Origin of the sequence: Bacillus sp. B1-WWTP-T-0.5-Post-4, assembly GCF_009183795.1 — a bacterium.
Classification (GTDB): Bacteria; Bacillota; Bacilli; order Bacillales; family Bacillaceae_G; genus Bacillus_A; species Bacillus_A cereus.
In genome coordinates, this window is the sequence record NZ_WEIJ01000006.1 from 123279 (window position 1) to 139700 (window position 16422).

The following is a 16422-nucleotide window of genomic DNA, read 5'->3' on the forward strand; positions in this document are numbered from 1 at the left end:
AAAAAGGTTATTTAAATCGTATCATTTACAAGTGATTTTTTCAACCTACCGTTAGGTAAAAATAGGCTATTTTTTTAAACAGTAATATGAAAAGCTTTAGGGATAAGGAATGGATTTAGAAATTTCTTTCTAAAGTATTGTGTTCACTTTACACATAAATATTGAGAAAATTTCACTTACCCTAAATGGAAAGGTAATAGAAGTGTTCATAGAGAATTACTCGTAGATTCAATTTTTATCCATCCGTTTTGCGGGGAATCATTGCCTAGTGGTAATGGGATAAGGTTGAGCTACTTTATTAGGGGGAGTGGTTCTATGTTTAATAAAAAAATGGTGGCAATGGCAATGACTGTGCCGTTAGTAATGGGGACAATTTCTACGGTTTCGGCATTGGAAAAACAACAGCAAGTAAAGTTAGAAGCTTATTCGCCACAGAAAAAAGCAACTGAATATTTAAAAGAAAATGCTGCGCAGTATGGATTGAAAACAGATCTTTCAGACTTGCAATATATTTCTACAACAGAAACGTCAGTAGCTTCATATGTTAGGTTCCAACAAGTTGTTAATGGTGCACCTGTATTTTCAAAACAAATAACAGTTACGCTTAACGGAGAGGGAAAGGGAGTACTCGCTGTTTCTGATTATCAGCCTGTTACAGGTGTGAAGGAAGTAACGACAAAAATTAGTGAAAAAGATGCAATACAAAAATCAATGGCGTATGTTGGAGAAGCAAGTGAGCAAAATTTATGGGCTCCTACAGATAAAGAGTTCGGATATATTGTTGAAGAAGGAATTGCTCGTCCAGTATATAAAGTTGTAGTCCATTCTAATAATCCATTTGGTGCATGGGAAACATTTATTGATGCAGAAAATGGAAAGTTAATTAAAAAGGTTGATATAAACCGAAAAGCTGAAGGGTCAGGAAAAGTATTTTTACCTAACCCAGTCGTATCTAGCGGTAGTAAAGTAGGCTTAAAAGATAATAACGATGCAGATTCAACAGCTCTAACGAACCAACTGAAAACTGTTACGTTAAAAGGTTTAGATGGAACAGGATTTTTAATTGGAGAATATGTAACGATTTCTTCAAAAGCGAAAACAAAATCTACGAATTTACAATTTAACTATACACGCGCAAATGATAGCTTTGAAGATGTTATGTCGTACTATCATATCGACACATTGCAACGTTACATTCAAAGTCTAGGTTTTAAAAATATTAATAACCGTTCGATAAAAGTGAATGTTAATGGTACAACTGATGATAACTCATTCTATTCTCCATCAACAAAAGCTTTGACTTTCGGTACTGGCGGTGTTGATGATGCAGAAGATGCTGGTATTATCGCACATGAATATGGGCATTCGATTCAAGATAACCAAGTTCCTGGCTTTGGTAGTTCAGCAGAAGGTGGAGCGATGGGAGAAGGATTTGGCGACTTCTTAGGTGCTACATATGAAGATGCAGTATCGACTACTGGATATGGTAAAGCATGTGTTGGAGAATGGGATGCGACAGCTTATTCTAGTTCAGATCCAACATGCTTACGCCGATTAGATACGAATAAAGTATATCCGAAAGATATAACGAATGAAGTGCATGATGATGGTGAAATTTGGGCTCAAGGCCAATACGAAATGGCACAAGCTTTTGGCCGTGATGTAGCAACAAAAATCATTTTACAATCACACTGGTCATTAACACCAAACTCTAAATTCAGTGATGGAGCGAAAGCGATTAAGCAAGCGGATGCTCTTTTATATGGCGGACAACATGCTGCTGATATCGATCGCATTTGGGCAGCGAGAGGCATTAGTACGAATTAATATAAAAAGTCGTGGCATTATAAGCCACGACTTTTTAATTTGCTTACGAACTGGTACTAGTAAATAAAGCTATATCAATGATAGTGTGAATATATCCGTATCCCATTTACTTTTTAGCTTCTTTAAAAACAAAATGCTCTTTAAATTTTCTAGATTCAACTTTTTGACCATTTCGCATCGATTGGAATGGGTGTTCTTGCCATGTAATAATAACATCAACTTCATCTGCTTTTGTAGCAACGGGTAAATTAGCGTGTTCAAATCCAGTTTTTCCACTTGCCAAACGACTTTCCTTTAGGGAAAAGAGTTCATATTTCGTTTTCTTATTTGGTTCGTTGCGGAATACTTCGACGTTTACATTATATACTTCACTATTCCCGACATTCTTTACTGAAAAATGATATGTTTGAAATTCATCTTTTTTAGCTTGAAGCATATTCTTGTTTGTTTTTTTCGGTTTATCAATATTCACTTGCCATTGATCAGAGTTTTGAGAGATTGGTAAAGATTTTGGTGAATAGGCATACGTTTCGTTTACTACAATTAAGCAAAACAAAAGGAGAAAGAAACTAATTGCTTTTTGCATATACACACCTCGCTTTAAAATTTTTATTAATATGCGTAAATGAATTAGTTTTTATGTAAAAATTGGAAAATATTAAAGGTGTAATTTTGGATTTAATACATAAGAATATGTATTACAAAATTAACTTTTCACAATTTAGAAGAAGTTAGGAGTTATAAAACCAGAATGTTTCAAAAAAAGCTTGCGTTTTATAAGGTGAGGAGTTAGAATACTCTGTAAATATAAAAAGTGATGATCAGGAAAAGTACATGGTGCAAAGGTCTACAGAGAGCAGCCGATTGCTGGGAAGGTTGCGATACCGCATGATGGAAAGACACCTGTGAGTGTTGCTTTGAACGTGATTATTAGTAAAAGCAAACGGTACCTACCGTTATCAGGGCTAAGATGGTCAATATGACAATTTGGGTGGTACCGCGGAAAAAATCCGTCCCTATTTATAGGGGCGGATTTTTGTATTCTTTGAAAGGGGGTGAGTGACCGTGGATGATGACGATGACAACAATAACGTAAATAAATATAAAATTACTGGAGGGAAAAATAATGGATTCAATAATGAAGCGTTCACTCACAAAAGAATGTACAAAGCAAAGTGGAAAGGTTGTATTACTTCAAGGATGGGTAAAAAAGATTCGACACCTTGGAAATGTTAGTTTTTTATTATTACGGGACAGAACAGGAGTAATTCAATGTGTATTAGAAAATGAATTGGCTGGATATAAAGTTGATGTAGAAAGTGTCGTCCACGTAATTGGTGAAATAGTCGAGACATCGAAAACAGAATTGGGTGTTGAAGTACTTGCTCATGAAGTGAAAGTAATAAACGGTGCAGAGCCACTTCCATTTGAAATAAATAAAAAGAAGTTACAAGTTGGCTTAGATCAACTACTTAATGAGCGAGTAATATCATTAAGGCATGAGCGAACCGCAGCGATTTTTAAAGTGAAATCTACACTCGTTCAGAGCTTTAGTGAATTTCTTATAGAGAACGATTTCACACGGATCTTTACGCCGAAAATTGTTTCGCAAGGGGCAGAAGGAGGAGCAAATGTTTTTAAGCTTCCATACTTCCAAAAAGAAGCTTATTTAGCACAATCACCACAGTTCTATAAGCAAATGATGGTGGCAGGTGGGTTAGAACGAGTTTTTGAAATTGCACCTGTATATAGAGCGGAACATCATAATTCTTCCCGTCATTTGAATGAATATATATCGTTAGACTTAGAGCTTGGTTTTATTCATGATTTTTATGAAGTGATGCAACTAGAAACGGATGTTTTACGATATATGTTTCAACAAGTAGCGAAAAAATGTGAAATAGAACTACAACTATTACAAATAGAAGTACCTGTTATTACTGAAATACCTAAAATTACATTGTTAGAAGCACAAGAAATTTTGAAAAGTAAGTATCGTAAAGAATCTCCTGTAGGGGATTTAGATACAGAAGGTGAAAAGTTACTAGGGAAATATGTGAAGGAAATATATAATAGTGAATTTGTTTTTATTACGCATTATCCGAAAAAAGCGAGACCGATGTATACGATGCCGAATAAAGAGAATCCAGCTATTACTGATTCATTCGACTTATTATATAAAGGATTAGAAATAACGTCAGGGGCACAGCGAATTCATAATTATGAAATGTTACTCGCTTCGTTTAAAGAAAAAGGATTACACCCAGATAAATTTCAATCTTATTTAAATACATTCCGATACGGTTGTCCACCACATGGAGGTTTCGGAATTGGGTTAGAAAGGGTTGTATATAAACTTTTAGAATTAACAAATGTACGAGAGGCGAGTGCTTTTCCGAGAGATTGTACTCGTCTCATACCGTAAAAAGAATCTTCGCGATTATCGCGAAGATTCTTTTTTTATAGTTCGTTTGAAAAGGTGAAAATATAGATTCTTTCTTTTTCTAATAAGCTTAGTAAAAGTCAGTTGAAATATGAACCATTTCGACAAAAAAATCAATATACCCCTTGACAGTTACAAATATAACCGATATACTTCATATTAATTTCAAAAGAAAATATATTCTAAATATTACAATGTGTTGAATAGGAGTAGTAAGGTCATGTATTTGTGCAGAGAGCTATGGGTTGGTGCGACATAGTCAAATGACATCCTGAACTCGCCTAGGAGCAGTAAGGTGGAACGGAATCACATTCTTAGTAAATCTTAACGGTTAACCTTCGATATTAGGTTTGTAATCAAACGATTACTACTAAGGTGGATTCATAATGGAATCAATAAGGGTGGTACCGCGTTAAGTAAATGGCTTAGCGTCTCTTTATATAGAGATGCTAGGCCATTTTTTTATTATATGGAAGAAGAAATGGAGGGTTTATTTGAATAGGTTTATAAAATTTATTTATTTACATAAAAAGATTTAATTAGGAGGAAAATGAGATGAAACAGACGGAGCAATGGACTTCGAAATTAGGTTTTATAATGGCAGCAGCCGGATCAGCAATTGGACTTGGTGCGATATGGAAGTTTCCTTATATCGCTGGGAAGAGTGGGGGAGGAGCGTTCTTTTTAATCTTTATATTATTTACTGTTTTAATTGGACTACCGCTACTTATAGCTGAATTTATGATTGGACGCAGTACGCAGAAACAAGCAGTTGGAGCATTTAAAAGCATCGCACCAAATACAGGATGGCACTGGATCGGACGCCTTGGCGTTGGAACGTGTTTTATACTACTTTCGTTTTATAGTGTTGTAGGTGGATGGGTATTAATTTATTTATTCAGAGGAATAACTGGACAACTGATTACTCCAGGACAAAATTACGGTGCGTTATTTACTGAAACAATTGGGAATCCCACTTGGGCTATTATGGGACATTTCGCTTTTATGTTCATTACGATATGGGTTGTATCAAAGGGTGTACAAAACGGAATTGAAAAAGCAAGTAAATATATGTTGCCAGCATTGTTCGTTTTATTTGTCGCTCTTATTATTCGTTCGTTAACACTTGATGATGCAATGAAAGGTGTGAAGTTTTTCTTACAACCAGATTTCTCAAAGATTACTTCGGAAAGTATTTTGTTCGCAATGGGGCAATCATTCTTTGCAATTAGTATCGGGATTTCAATTATGGTTACGTATAGTTCCTATTTAAATAAAAAAGAAAGTTTACCAAAATCAGCAATAACAATTGTTGGATTAAATTTATTTGTTTCATTATTTGCAGGTCTTGCTATTTTTCCAGCCGTATTTTCATTAGGAATGGAGCCAACAGAAGGACCTGGATTACTATTTATCGTATTACCATCTGTATTTAGTCAAATTCCATTTGGTGGGTTTTTCTTAACAGTATTTCTTGCACTATTTACATTTGCGACATTAACATCAGCATTTTCTCTACTAGAAACTGTTGTTTCAGCATTAGCAAATGGTGAACAAGAAAAGAGAACGAAATTATCATGGCTGATCGGTTTCGGCATTTTCTTAGTAGGTATACCATCAGCGTTATCATTTGGAGTATGGAGTGATATTACGATTTTCGGAAAGAATATTTTTGATGCGGTAGACTTCTTATCTAGTAATATATTAATGCCACTTGGAGCACTATTTATTAGTATTTTCGTTTCATTCAAAATGGAGAAGAAGGTACTAGAAGCAGAGTTTTTTGTAGGTGGAAATTATGGAAAGAAAGTATTTACTTGTTGGGCATTTTTACTTCGATTTGTAGCACCACTTGCAATAATTATCGTCTTCTTAAATGTAATAGGAATTATTTAATATTAAATGTTATAATATTCAGTAAAAAAGGGGTGGTGATCATAAAGGAAAATTTGATAGAAGCAGGGAAATACATGAATATTAGAGGGAAAAAGCTATACGTTGAAACACATGGAAATCCTAAAAATAAGCCAGTCTTATACTTGCATGGTGGACCAGGAGAAAGTTGTTATGATTTTTCATTTCATCAAGCGGAACGTTTAAAAGATTCTCTATATGTAATTATGATAGATCAAAGAGGTGTTTGTCGCTCAGAAGAAATTACTGAAGACGAAGCTTTTGGATTAAATGATTTGATTGAAGACTGTGAGGAACTAAGAAAAGCATTACAAATTGAAAAGTGGTCTGTAATTGGACATTCTTTCGGTGGCTATTTAGCATTGTTATATGCGTCGATATATCCAAGTTCAATAGAGAAAATAATATTTGAAGGGCCAACTTTCGACTTTGCATTAACAAGTAGAGCTTTATTACAAAAAACAGGATATTTATTAAAAAAGCATGAAAAAGAAGAAGTAGCAAAAGAGTGCTTTGCTTATTCATCTAGCTATGCTAGTTCAGAAGAGTTGTTAGAAGCCTATATAAGATTAAGCGCTGAATTAGAAGAAAAAAGAATGGAGATTTACAATTATAAGGAAGATGAGACAGACTATAGTTTATATAGCGATGAAGAGTGGGAAGTATTTTCAAATCGCTCTCAAATTCATTTTGATAGATTAAAATTAGAGGGTGCATGTCATACATCATTATTATATAAAATAAAAGAAGTACAGAATCCAATGTTATTAATTGTAGGAAAACATGATGTAGTAACGTGTGAAGAACAAATTAAAACATTTAATAAAGATGCCCGAAACGGCAAGTATATCGTATTTGAAGAGAGCGGTCATTCACCTCATTATGAGGAAGCAGATAGGTTTGCAGAAACAGTCATACATTTTTTGAAATGAAGAAAAGGGTGCTTCTATAAATGAGAGGCACCCTTTCTATATTTCTGGATATGTGATTGTGATGTTAGGCCACTTACTTTGCCAATTCTTTTTTATAACTCTGTTTTTGTACATATGTAATCGTTCTTTCGATTCAAGAAAATGAGCTGTTGGTCTCACTTGTAAGGAAAGGACATCTTCAATACCACATGGGGCTGTTAATATGACGTTGTTTAGTTCATCAAGTGTAACTCCTAATGCCGTTGCTGTTTCAGGAAATTTAGAAATAGCATCAACAGAAGAAGAATATGGTGGCATATTATTCACTACATGCATACGAGCTTGATTTTTTACAGACCAAGGGATAGTAGCATCAATATTCATTAATTTCGTTTCTAATGATTGTTCGTATATCTCATCTTGATGTAGACTATCATAATAAATTACATCAACATCAGGCATAGCCGTTTTAGCTTCATAGTCATGTAAAGTATCCCAAATTTTAGAACGAACAAATCCGGCACAAATCCACCAATCAGGTAACTCTAGTGATTTTGCCATTTGTAATACATTCATCATCCATTCGTCGTTTTCTATTAAGCGAATGATATCTTGTTCTGTTTGTATAGTCATTTGTTATCTCACCTGCTTTTTTTTAGAGAGTAAATTTAATTCATAAGCTTTATAATCCATGTAATCCAGTAAGCACCTGGTATGAATAACAGTTGAGCAAGTAATGTACCAAAAAGTCTAGAAATCATTAGCCAAGCATACATTTTACTCATTGCTTCAGCACCTTCTTCTGATTGAAGAGCTCGCTCTGTTAAAAGAGCAATACGTGGATCTAGTAGCACTGTTAATAAAATAGTAGCAAAACCATTAATAAGACCAGAAGCTGTAGTGGCTTTTGTTGCGAAAGCTGGAATTAAAAAAGAAGCATATAGTGCGGAAAGAACTCCCGCTGTATAAATTGCAGTAGCGAACATGTTAATAAGCATTATACGCTTTGGAATACCGCCGATACGCAGTCTATGAATCATTTCTAATTTTGGAAAGCGGACATATTTTTTTGTGTACTTTAATTTTTGAATGTTATTCGTTTTCATCATTCGAATGAAAGAACCGTCTGTTTCAAAGTTTTGAATGACATATCCAAATAGTTTTGTCAAAGTTGGATACAGTATAATCGCAAGCAATGTACCGATAGAAGCAGATAATAGTACAAGACGTATAATATGCTCTAAATCAATAGAAGGATCTAGTTTTGCTTCGTCCACAATCCCGCCAAGTAAAAAGGCTTGTAGTAAGTTTGACGTTCTTGAAATGAGTAATACGATTCCTACGACGGATAATGCGACAGCAATCTTCTTTAAACGAACCCCCGCTAATCGAATACTATAAGAGCTTGTTTCAACTGCGTGGATCACAATTGTGAAAGCCATTATAAAAATTAACGTAATTGACATTTGTTTCACCAGTTTCTATTAAAATAATTGTAACTTTTTTACTGTATCATATCTATCGTATTTTGTAACTGAAAGTATGTGACATATGGAAATTGATTTTTCGAAAAAATAGATAATGATAGTATAATAGGGAGAAGTGGAAGAGATGTTAGCACTTAGTTATACAGCAAATTAAGTGGAGGAATGAAGCATGTATAAAACATTTCTATTTGATTTAGATGGAACTTTAACGGATCCGAAAGAAGGGATTGTAAACTCGGTTTTATATGCATTAAAAAAAGTAGGAATTGAAGAAGTACATATAAGTGAGTTAGATTCATTTATAGGTCCTCCTATTCAGCAATCATTCATAGAGAGATATAATATGAGTGAAGGAGAGGTTGAACGTGCTGTTTTTTACTTCCGTGAGTATTTAAAGCAGCGTGGATTGTTTGAAAATAATGTATACGAGGGGATTCTGAAGCTCTTGCAACAATTAAAAAGTTCAGGGAATCGCATATTCGTAGCAACTTCAAAGCCCACTGTATTTGCGAAACAAGTTATAGAGCATTTTCAATTAACGAATTATTTCGAAGACATCATTGGAAGTAATTTAGATGGTACGAGAATAAAAAAAGAAGAAATAATTGCTCATATTTTACAAACAAATGAAGAACTAAATAAAGAAGAAATGATAATGATCGGTGATAGAAAGCACGATATAATAGGTGCGAATCAGAATGGAATTGCTTCAATTGGTGTTTTATATGGCTATGGCTGTGAGAAAGAACTGACTGAAGTTAGTGCGACTTACATAGTGAAAGATGTTGAAGAACTGTATCATTTTTGTGTAGAGAAAAATTTAATAAAGCAGTAAATATAGATTCTAGCAATCCCTTTATAACGTATGACGATGAATTCGTTTCTGTTTAAAGGGATTTTTCATATGTAATCGAATAATTATAATTAGACATTTTTAGCATAAAAATTTGTATGAATAAGAGGAGGGATGTCAGAATTAAAAGGTTAGTAGAAATTTATCAATAAAATTTAGAATATTCTGTTTAATGGAGGGGTAAAATTGGAGTTAGTTATTATATTATTAGCACTAAGTTTACTTATGTTCGTAGCATACAGAGGTTTTTCTGTTATTTTATTCGCGCCGATATTTGCATTATTTGCAGTATTTTTGACAGAACCTAGTTATGTATTACCTTTCTTTTCTAATATCTTTATGGAGAAAATGGTTGGATTTATAAAATTATATTTTCCTGTGTTTTTATTAGGAGCAATATTTGGGAAAGTAGTGGAAATGTCAGGAATTGCAGATTCTATCGCAAAAACGATTATTGAGTTAGTTGGTGAAAAACGTACTATATTAGCGATTGTATTAATGGGGGCTATTTTAACGTATAGTGGTGTTAGTGTGTATGTAGTAGTGTTTGCTGTTTATCCGTTCGCAGCTAAGTTGTTTCGACAAGCTAATATTCCAAAGCGTTTAATCCCTGGAACGATTGTTCTTGGAGCAGTAACGTTTACAATGGATGCGTTACCTGGATCACCACAAATTCAAAATGTAATACCTACAACATTTTTTAAAACGGATATTTATGCTGCACCGATACTTGGGATTGTAGGAGCAATTTTTGTTCTTACATTAGGTTTACTATATTTAGAGAGTAGACGTAAGAAGGCAAAAGCGGCAGGTGAAGGATACTTTGGTTTTAATGATGGAAATACTGAAATGGCAGCATCTTTGCAAGTAGAACAAAAAAATATGCCATTAATTAATAACATTGAAATCACAAGAGCACAACAACTTATTGCATTTATACCACTTATTTTAGTAGGTGTAATGAATAAAGTGTTTACTATTATGATACCGAAGTGGTATCCAAGCGGTTTTGATTTTTCTGCAATTGGTATGAAAGCATTTGGAAAAGTAGAATTAAGTGCAGTAGTAGGAATTTGGTCTGTAGAATTGGCACTTATTATAGGGATCTTAACAACGTTATTATTATATTGGAAGCGAGTAGTAACAGGTTTCCAAGCTGGATTGAATACAAGTATTGGTGGAGCGCTACTTGCAACGATGAATACAGGAGCTGAGTTTGGATTCGGTGGTGTCATTGCAGCACTTCCAGGTTTCGCAATTATGAGAGATGGCATCTCTGTTACTTTCACAAATCCGTTAGTGAATGGTGCAGTAACGACGAATATTTTAGCTGGAATTACAGGCTCTGCATCAGGAGGTATGGGAATAGTATTAAGTGCAATGGGAGATAAATTTATTGCAGCGGCCAATCAATTTGATATTCCATTAGAAGTTATGCACCGTATCGTATCAATGGCATCAGGAGGAATGGATACACTACCACATAACGGGGCTATTATTACTATTCTTACAGTAACAGGATTAACACATAAACAGTCATATAAAGATATATTTGCTATTACAATTTTGAAAACGGTTGCTGTATTTTTAGTTATCGCATTCTATACTTTAACAGGACTCTATTAAAAAATTTGAATCGTAAAGATTCATCAAATCGATAATTTATGTTATAAAATATTAATTAGGATAAGAAGGGGTGGGGGACTTGCAAGAGGTTTCTGAGTTTCGTATGCCAAAGTCGGTATTATATGGAAGGAATTCGCTTGAAAAACTGGGAGAACAATCAAAAAAGTTAGGGAAAAGAGCTTTTATAGTTACTGATACAATTATGGAAAAATTAGGATATGTTGAAAAGTGTATGCAACAATTAAATAAGAAAGGTATTACTGTTAGTACATATAATAAAGTGGATGCTGAGCCTACAAATATACACGTATTAGAAGCGTTATCTCTTTGTAAAGAGGAAAAGTGCGATTTTATTATCGGTATTGGTGGTGGAAGTTGTATTGATGCTGCGAAAGCGGTAGCGGTTTTATATACAAATGGTGGAGAAGTTGAGGATTATGTCCAAAAGGATATTAAAATAGAAAACAATCCACTACCACTTATTGCAATTCCAACAACTTCTGGTACTGGATCGGAAGTTACAAGTGTAGCAGTAATTACGAATAAAAAAACAGATGTAAAAATGATGATGAAGCATCCTAGTTTTATACCGAAAGTAGCAATTATAGATCCAGTTTTGACAAGTTCGTTACCCCCACAAATTACGGCAGCAACAGGAATAGATGCGTTATGTCATGCGATTGAAGCGTATATTTCTAAAGTTTCACAACCACTTACAGATGTACTTGCTCTTTCAGCTATTGAAAGTATTATGAAATATTTACGTATAGCATATGAAGATGGACGTAATATGGAGGCAAGAGAAGCGATGATGATTGCTTCCTTACAAGCTGGAATTGCATTTTCTAATGCATCAGTTACATTAGTTCATGGAATGTCAAGGCCAGTGGGAGCATTATTTCATGTACCGCATGGAATATCAAATGCCATACTATTACCTACAGTGTTAGAGTTTACAAAAACAAGTGCAATGAAAAGGTTAGCAAAAATTGGACGTAGTTTAAATAAGGATTTGTATTCGAATTCTGATGAGGAAGTAGCAGACTACACACTTGGTGAAATAAAAAAACTTTGCTTTGATCTTCGTATTCCAAATTTAAAAGAATACGGAATCGATGAAATTGAATTTGAAAATGCTATTTCTAAAATGGCATCAGATGCAATTGAAAGTGGTAGCCCAGCTAATAACCCACGTGTTCCATCATATGATGAAATCAAAGAGTTGTATCGAGAGTGTTTTAATTATAAGTATAAAGAATTTATAAAAACATCAGATTGTTAATTTCAGAATATTCTATAAAAATTTCCTTGGAAATGAAAGTAGAATTATTCTTTATTATTCCGTTAAAACAAGACTTTATATTCCAAACTTAAAGTCTTGTTTTATTATGTATAATATACATAATAAAACATTGTTATTAGTTTTATAAAAATAGTTTAGGTAGGTGTTTATATGAAAATGATAGGTCTTATAGGTGGTATGAGTTGGGAATCAACTTCTGAATATTATCGAATTATTAATGAAGAAATAAAAGAGAGATTAGGAGGGCTACATTCAGCAAAATGTTTGATTAATAGTGTGGATTTTGAAGAGATTGAACGATGTCAGTCTAGCGGAGATTGGGATGGTGCTGGAGAAATTCTAGGGAATGCGGCATATTCATTACAAAAGGGGGGAGCAGACTTTATAATCATTTGTACAAATACAATGCATAAGGTAGTTGGAAAAATAAAGGCGAAAATTGATATTCCAGTCTTACATATTGCTGATGCAACTGCAAAAGAAATTAAAAGAAAAGACATTCAAAAGGTTGGTCTGCTTGGAACTAAATATACAATGGAGCAAGATTTCTATAAGTCACGTATTGAAGAGCATGATATAAAAATAATAGTACCATCAGGAACAAATAGAGAAAAAGTAAACGAAGTAATATATACAGAATTATGTTTAGGAAAAATAGTAGTTCAATCTAGAGAGTATTATAAAAGGGTTATAGAAGAATTAGTACAAGAAGGAGCACAAGGAATTATATTAGGTTGTACGGAAATAGGTTTATTAATAAAGCAAGAAAACGTATCAGTCCCGATATTTGATACGACCCATATACATGCAATTGAAGCAGTCAAGGTAGCTTTAGATAAATAGATTATAATTATATTATGTAAACTTAATTCGTATATCTGGAAAACATTCAGAAAATATTTTATAATGTAAGTGGTTACATTTAAGGGGGAATGCGTATGTTTTCAGTTCAACCAATCGCATTTGTACATAATGAAAGAAAGGAAATAAAAGATGATGAGTGGGGAGAAGTAAGATCCCGTATAACTTTAACTGAAATGTATGCAGAAGAAAGTATACAAGGGATTGAAGATTTTTCTCATATTGAAGTTGTTTTTTATTTTCATAAAGTAACTGACGAGCAAATTCAGTATTTTGCTAGACATCCTAGAAATAATAAGGATTATCCTGAAGTAGGTATTTTTGCACAGCGCGGGAAAAATCGCCCAAATCGCATAGGTGTAACAATTGTAAAGGTAATCAAAAGAGAAGGTAAATTGAGGGATTAGATGCTATTGATGGCACTCCTATATTGGATATAAAACCAATAATGAAAGAGTTTATGCCGAAAGAAGAAATACACCAGCCTAAATGGGCAACGGATATAATGAGACAGTATTGGAAGGGGAATGGAGTAAAATGAGAATATATGAGGCAACAATTGCAGATTTAGATGGACTAGCATCAGTTTTTAATAACTATCGCATGTTTTATAGGCAGGATTCTGATTTAGAAGGTGCAAAAGTATTTTTACGAAATCGAATTGAGAAAAAAGAGTCCGTTATTTTCGTAGCAGTTGAAGGCGGCGAATATATTGGATTCACGCAACTATATCCATCATTTTCTTCCATTTCAATGAAAGAATTATGGATTTTAAATGATTTATTTGTACAAGCGGCGAAGCGTGGAGCCGGAACAGGTAAAAAATTATTAGAAGCTGCTAAAGAATACGCATTAGAAAATGGAGCAAAAGGTGTAAAATTGCAAACAGAGATTGATAATTTATCAGCACAACGATTATACGCTGAAAATGGCTATTTGAGAGATAATCGTTATTTCCATTACGAATTAACGTTTTAAAAAATTAAGTTGAAAGAGGCATTTTCAAGAAAAAGAATTTCTTTGTAATGAGAAATTCTTTTTTATTTTTGCCTAAATTAAAAAACATGACAAAAATAAAACGATATTTATTTATTGTTAAACAATAAATGTTGTGATAAAATTATGTTGCCATTAAATAAGTGAGGTATTGTAAATGAATCTTAAACGAAGTTCAACAACGTTCTTAAAAGTAATTATTTTTCTTGCTGGAATTTCAGTACTTGCTTTATGCATATTTTTAGTGCCGGAAATGGCGAATTTCGCAGCAAATTTGTATCCTAATATTGCTCCGATGAAATATCTTGTTTTCATTGTGATGTATGGAGCAGCTGTGCCTTTTTACGTTGCTCTTTATCAGGCTTTCAATCTTTTACAGTACATTGATGAGAACACAGCGTTCTCGGAATTATCAGTAAAGGCGTTAAAGAATATAAAGCGCTGTGCAATTACAATCAGTGGTTTGTATGTATTAAGTTTGCCACTTTTTCATTTTATAGCGAAAAAAATGGACCCTCCTATTGGGCTAGTGGGACTCATTATCGTTTTTGCTTCGCTCGTTATCGCCGTTTTTACTGCTATCCTCCAACGACTTCTACAAGAAGCAATTCACATAAAATCAGAAAATGATTTGACGGTCTGAGGTGGCGGATATGACAATCATTATTAATATTGACGTCATGTTAGCAAAACGAAAAATGAGTGTAACGGAGCTTTCGGAGAAGGTTGGAATTACGATGGCGAATCTTTCTATTTTGAAAAATGGGAAAGCAAAAGCGGTTCGTTTTTCAACATTAGAAGCGATATGTAAAGCTTTGGAGTGTCAGCCAGGGGATATTTTGGAGTATAAAAACGATGAGAATACTCAATAAAAACAGATAACAAATGTAAATAATAGAAGTCAATAAAGAAGGGATAGCCACTAAGCTATTCCTTCTTTACGTTAATTGCTGTTACTAATAAAAAATATAATTTGAATTGCAATGTTTGCGTATCAAAAGGGAACTTGCTACCTTTTGAGGTGATCTGTTTTGTGGAATACAATTATTTGCCAAAAAGGCTATTTTAACTATGTTTTAAATTATTTCGGGTGAATCAAAATTTTCATTTGTATTATAGTTGATTTAAAACCCAGTTTGTTGCATCTTCAAAGTTATCTGCAATGTAGTTTGGTTCAATATGTGCCCATTTGTCTCGGTACGTATGCAAAGCATCATACCCAGCGCCTGTTCGGACTAGAATCGTAGTCGCATTTACTTTTGCTCCTGCAACAATATCAGTCCAACGATCACCAACTACAGCACATTGTGTTAAATTAAGTCCATGTTTTTTTGCTGCTTTAAGCAGCATGCCTGTACTTGGTTTACGGCATTCACAACCATCACCGTGTTTATGAGGACATACATAAATATCATCAAAACCGAAGCCTTCTAATTCTTGTACAAAATCGGCTACAGTTGCTATTCCATCTGCGATACCGGGTTGATTTGTGAAAGAGAAAATTTTTATATTTTTAGCTTTTAGTTTTTGCAAGGATGTTTTTGTGAATGGAAATAATGTAAAGGATCCTGGATAATGTATTGTAGTGTCACCACCAATTGTACCGTCACGATCAATGAAAATTGCTTTAATGTTTGTCATAGTTATAGTCCCTTCACTTTATAAAGTAGTTTAAAAATATTTTACAAATCGGTAGCCATTTACTTCATAACCTAATTTTTTGTAAAAAGGATGAGCTTCTACTCTTTTTGTTCCACTAACTAGCCATGTGCCAATGCAATTATGTTTCTTTGCTAATTGCTCGGCATAATCCATCAAAACTTGTCCAATGCCTTTCCGTCGTATGTTAGAATCAACGCTAATAATTGAAATCTCTCCATAACGTGTTACATCTTCTAAATTTTCACGTATACGAAATCCAAGTAATCCAAATATAGATTCTTCTTCCTCGTAAACATATAAAAAATCAAACGGACTCATTTGTACGAATTGTAGGCGGTTGTTCATATCTTCATAGGAAATAGAGGAACCTTTTAATTCTTTCGTTAAAGAACAAAGTGCGTCTATATCATCTATCGTTGCTTCACGAATTTGAAAAGACATATTATCAACTCCAATAAAATGTAATCAAACATTTAATATTCTGTTAAAAAATGTTTTTTCCTGCTATGAAAATAAATATTTTATAATAATATATAGAT

16 protein-coding genes, 1 pseudogene and 2 other annotated features are annotated in these 16422 nt (G+C 33.6%); of the genes and pseudogenes, 12 read left to right on the forward strand and 5 right to left on the reverse strand.

The window, feature by feature from the left end; translation table 11 throughout:
- The first annotated feature begins 315 nt into the window (after positions 1-315).
- The gene (locus GBN91_RS19115) at positions 316-1827 is read left to right on the forward strand and encodes a M36 family metallopeptidase (protein ID WP_000482274.1); all 1512 of its coding nucleotides are present in this window, start codon (positions 316-318) and stop codon (positions 1825-1827) included.
- A 106-nt stretch (positions 1828-1933) separates the two neighbouring features.
- Here GBN91_RS19115 and GBN91_RS19120 read toward each other — a convergent pair whose 3' ends face one another.
- On the reverse strand, positions 1934-2413 hold the full coding sequence (locus tag GBN91_RS19120; RefSeq protein ID WP_001167910.1) for a hypothetical protein: 480 nt from the start codon (positions 2411-2413) through the stop codon (positions 1934-1936).
- Between the two features lie 222 nt (positions 2414-2635).
- Positions 2636-2848: a binding site (T-box leader), on the forward strand.
- 105 nt (positions 2849-2953) lie between these two features.
- Between GBN91_RS19120 and aspS the strand changes: the two genes are divergently transcribed.
- The 3 genes from aspS (at position 2954) to GBN91_RS19135 (ending at position 7116) form a co-directional block, all read left to right on the forward strand.
- Positions 2954-4252, forward strand: coding sequence for an aspartate--tRNA(Asn) ligase (gene aspS / locus GBN91_RS19125; RefSeq protein WP_086411910.1), 1299 nt, complete (start codon positions 2954-2956; stop codon positions 4250-4252).
- A gap of 208 nt (positions 4253-4460) precedes the next feature.
- Positions 4461-4709, forward strand: a binding site (T-box leader).
- 116 nt (positions 4710-4825) lie between these two features.
- Positions 4826-6166 carry a sodium-dependent transporter gene (locus GBN91_RS19130; RefSeq protein WP_086411911.1) on the forward strand — a complete coding sequence of 447 codons (1341 nt, stop codon included), beginning with the start codon at positions 4826-4828 and terminating at the stop codon, positions 6164-6166.
- A gap of 74 nt (positions 6167-6240) precedes the next feature.
- The gene (locus GBN91_RS19135; RefSeq protein WP_149215369.1) at positions 6241-7116 is read left to right on the forward strand and encodes an alpha/beta fold hydrolase; all 876 of its coding nucleotides are present in this window, start codon (positions 6241-6243) and stop codon (positions 7114-7116) included.
- A 36-nt stretch (positions 7117-7152) separates the two neighbouring features.
- Here the strand turns inward: GBN91_RS19135 and GBN91_RS19140 are convergent, their stop codons facing one another.
- Complete coding sequence (locus GBN91_RS19140) at positions 7153-7728, reverse strand: nucleotidyltransferase family protein (RefSeq protein ID WP_006922721.1); 576 nt, start codon at positions 7726-7728, stop codon at positions 7153-7155.
- 35 nt (positions 7729-7763) lie between these two features.
- A complete protein-coding gene (locus GBN91_RS19145; protein WP_000028911.1) occupies positions 7764-8561 on the reverse strand; it encodes a lipid II flippase Amj family protein in 798 nt (265 codons plus the stop codon).
- Between the two features lie 190 nt (positions 8562-8751).
- On the opposite strand from GBN91_RS19145, the gene GBN91_RS19150 reads away from it, so the two are divergent.
- From GBN91_RS19150 to GBN91_RS19185, 8 genes and pseudogenes are all read left to right on the forward strand, one after another.
- Complete coding sequence (locus GBN91_RS19150; protein ID WP_000278481.1) at positions 8752-9417, forward strand: HAD family hydrolase; 666 nt, start codon at positions 8752-8754, stop codon at positions 9415-9417.
- A 204-nt stretch (positions 9418-9621) separates the two neighbouring features.
- Entirely contained in the window at positions 9622-11061 is a 1440-nt protein-coding gene (locus GBN91_RS19155) for a GntP family permease (protein ID WP_070179280.1), read from the forward strand.
- A 79-nt stretch (positions 11062-11140) separates the two neighbouring features.
- Positions 11141-12343 (forward strand): iron-containing alcohol dehydrogenase, encoded by a 1203-nt coding sequence (locus GBN91_RS19160; protein WP_006925116.1) that lies wholly within the window; start codon positions 11141-11143, stop codon positions 12341-12343.
- A 171-nt stretch (positions 12344-12514) separates the two neighbouring features.
- The gene (locus tag GBN91_RS19165; protein WP_152122040.1) at positions 12515-13207 is read left to right on the forward strand and encodes an aspartate/glutamate racemase family protein; all 693 of its coding nucleotides are present in this window, start codon (positions 12515-12517) and stop codon (positions 13205-13207) included.
- A gap of 95 nt (positions 13208-13302) precedes the next feature.
- A pseudogene (locus GBN91_RS19170) lies at positions 13303-13766 on the forward strand (SAM-dependent methyltransferase).
- On the forward strand, positions 13763-14203 hold the full coding sequence (locus tag GBN91_RS19175) for a GNAT family N-acetyltransferase (protein ID WP_006925117.1): 441 nt from the start codon (positions 13763-13765) through the stop codon (positions 14201-14203). The pseudogene GBN91_RS19170 and the gene GBN91_RS19175 overlap by 4 nt, the downstream one beginning before the upstream one ends.
- A 175-nt stretch (positions 14204-14378) precedes the next feature.
- A complete protein-coding gene (locus GBN91_RS19180; protein WP_149215371.1) occupies positions 14379-14864 on the forward strand; it encodes a DUF2975 domain-containing protein in 486 nt (161 codons plus the stop codon).
- 10 nt (positions 14865-14874) lie between these two features.
- Positions 14875-15093, forward strand: a complete 219-nt coding sequence (locus GBN91_RS19185) for a helix-turn-helix domain-containing protein (protein ID WP_000152534.1) — start codon at positions 14875-14877, stop codon at positions 15091-15093.
- 241 nt (positions 15094-15334) lie between these two features.
- Here GBN91_RS19185 and GBN91_RS19190 read toward each other — a convergent pair whose 3' ends face one another.
- Together GBN91_RS19190 and GBN91_RS19195 are read right to left on the reverse strand one after the other, a co-directional pair.
- Positions 15335-15862, reverse strand: coding sequence for an HAD-IIIA family hydrolase (locus GBN91_RS19190; RefSeq protein WP_000181785.1), 528 nt, complete (start codon positions 15860-15862; stop codon positions 15335-15337).
- Between the two features lie 30 nt (positions 15863-15892).
- Positions 15893-16324 (reverse strand): GNAT family N-acetyltransferase, encoded by a 432-nt coding sequence (locus GBN91_RS19195; protein ID WP_006925122.1) that lies wholly within the window; start codon positions 16322-16324, stop codon positions 15893-15895.
- Positions 16325-16422: the final 98 nt, after the last annotated feature.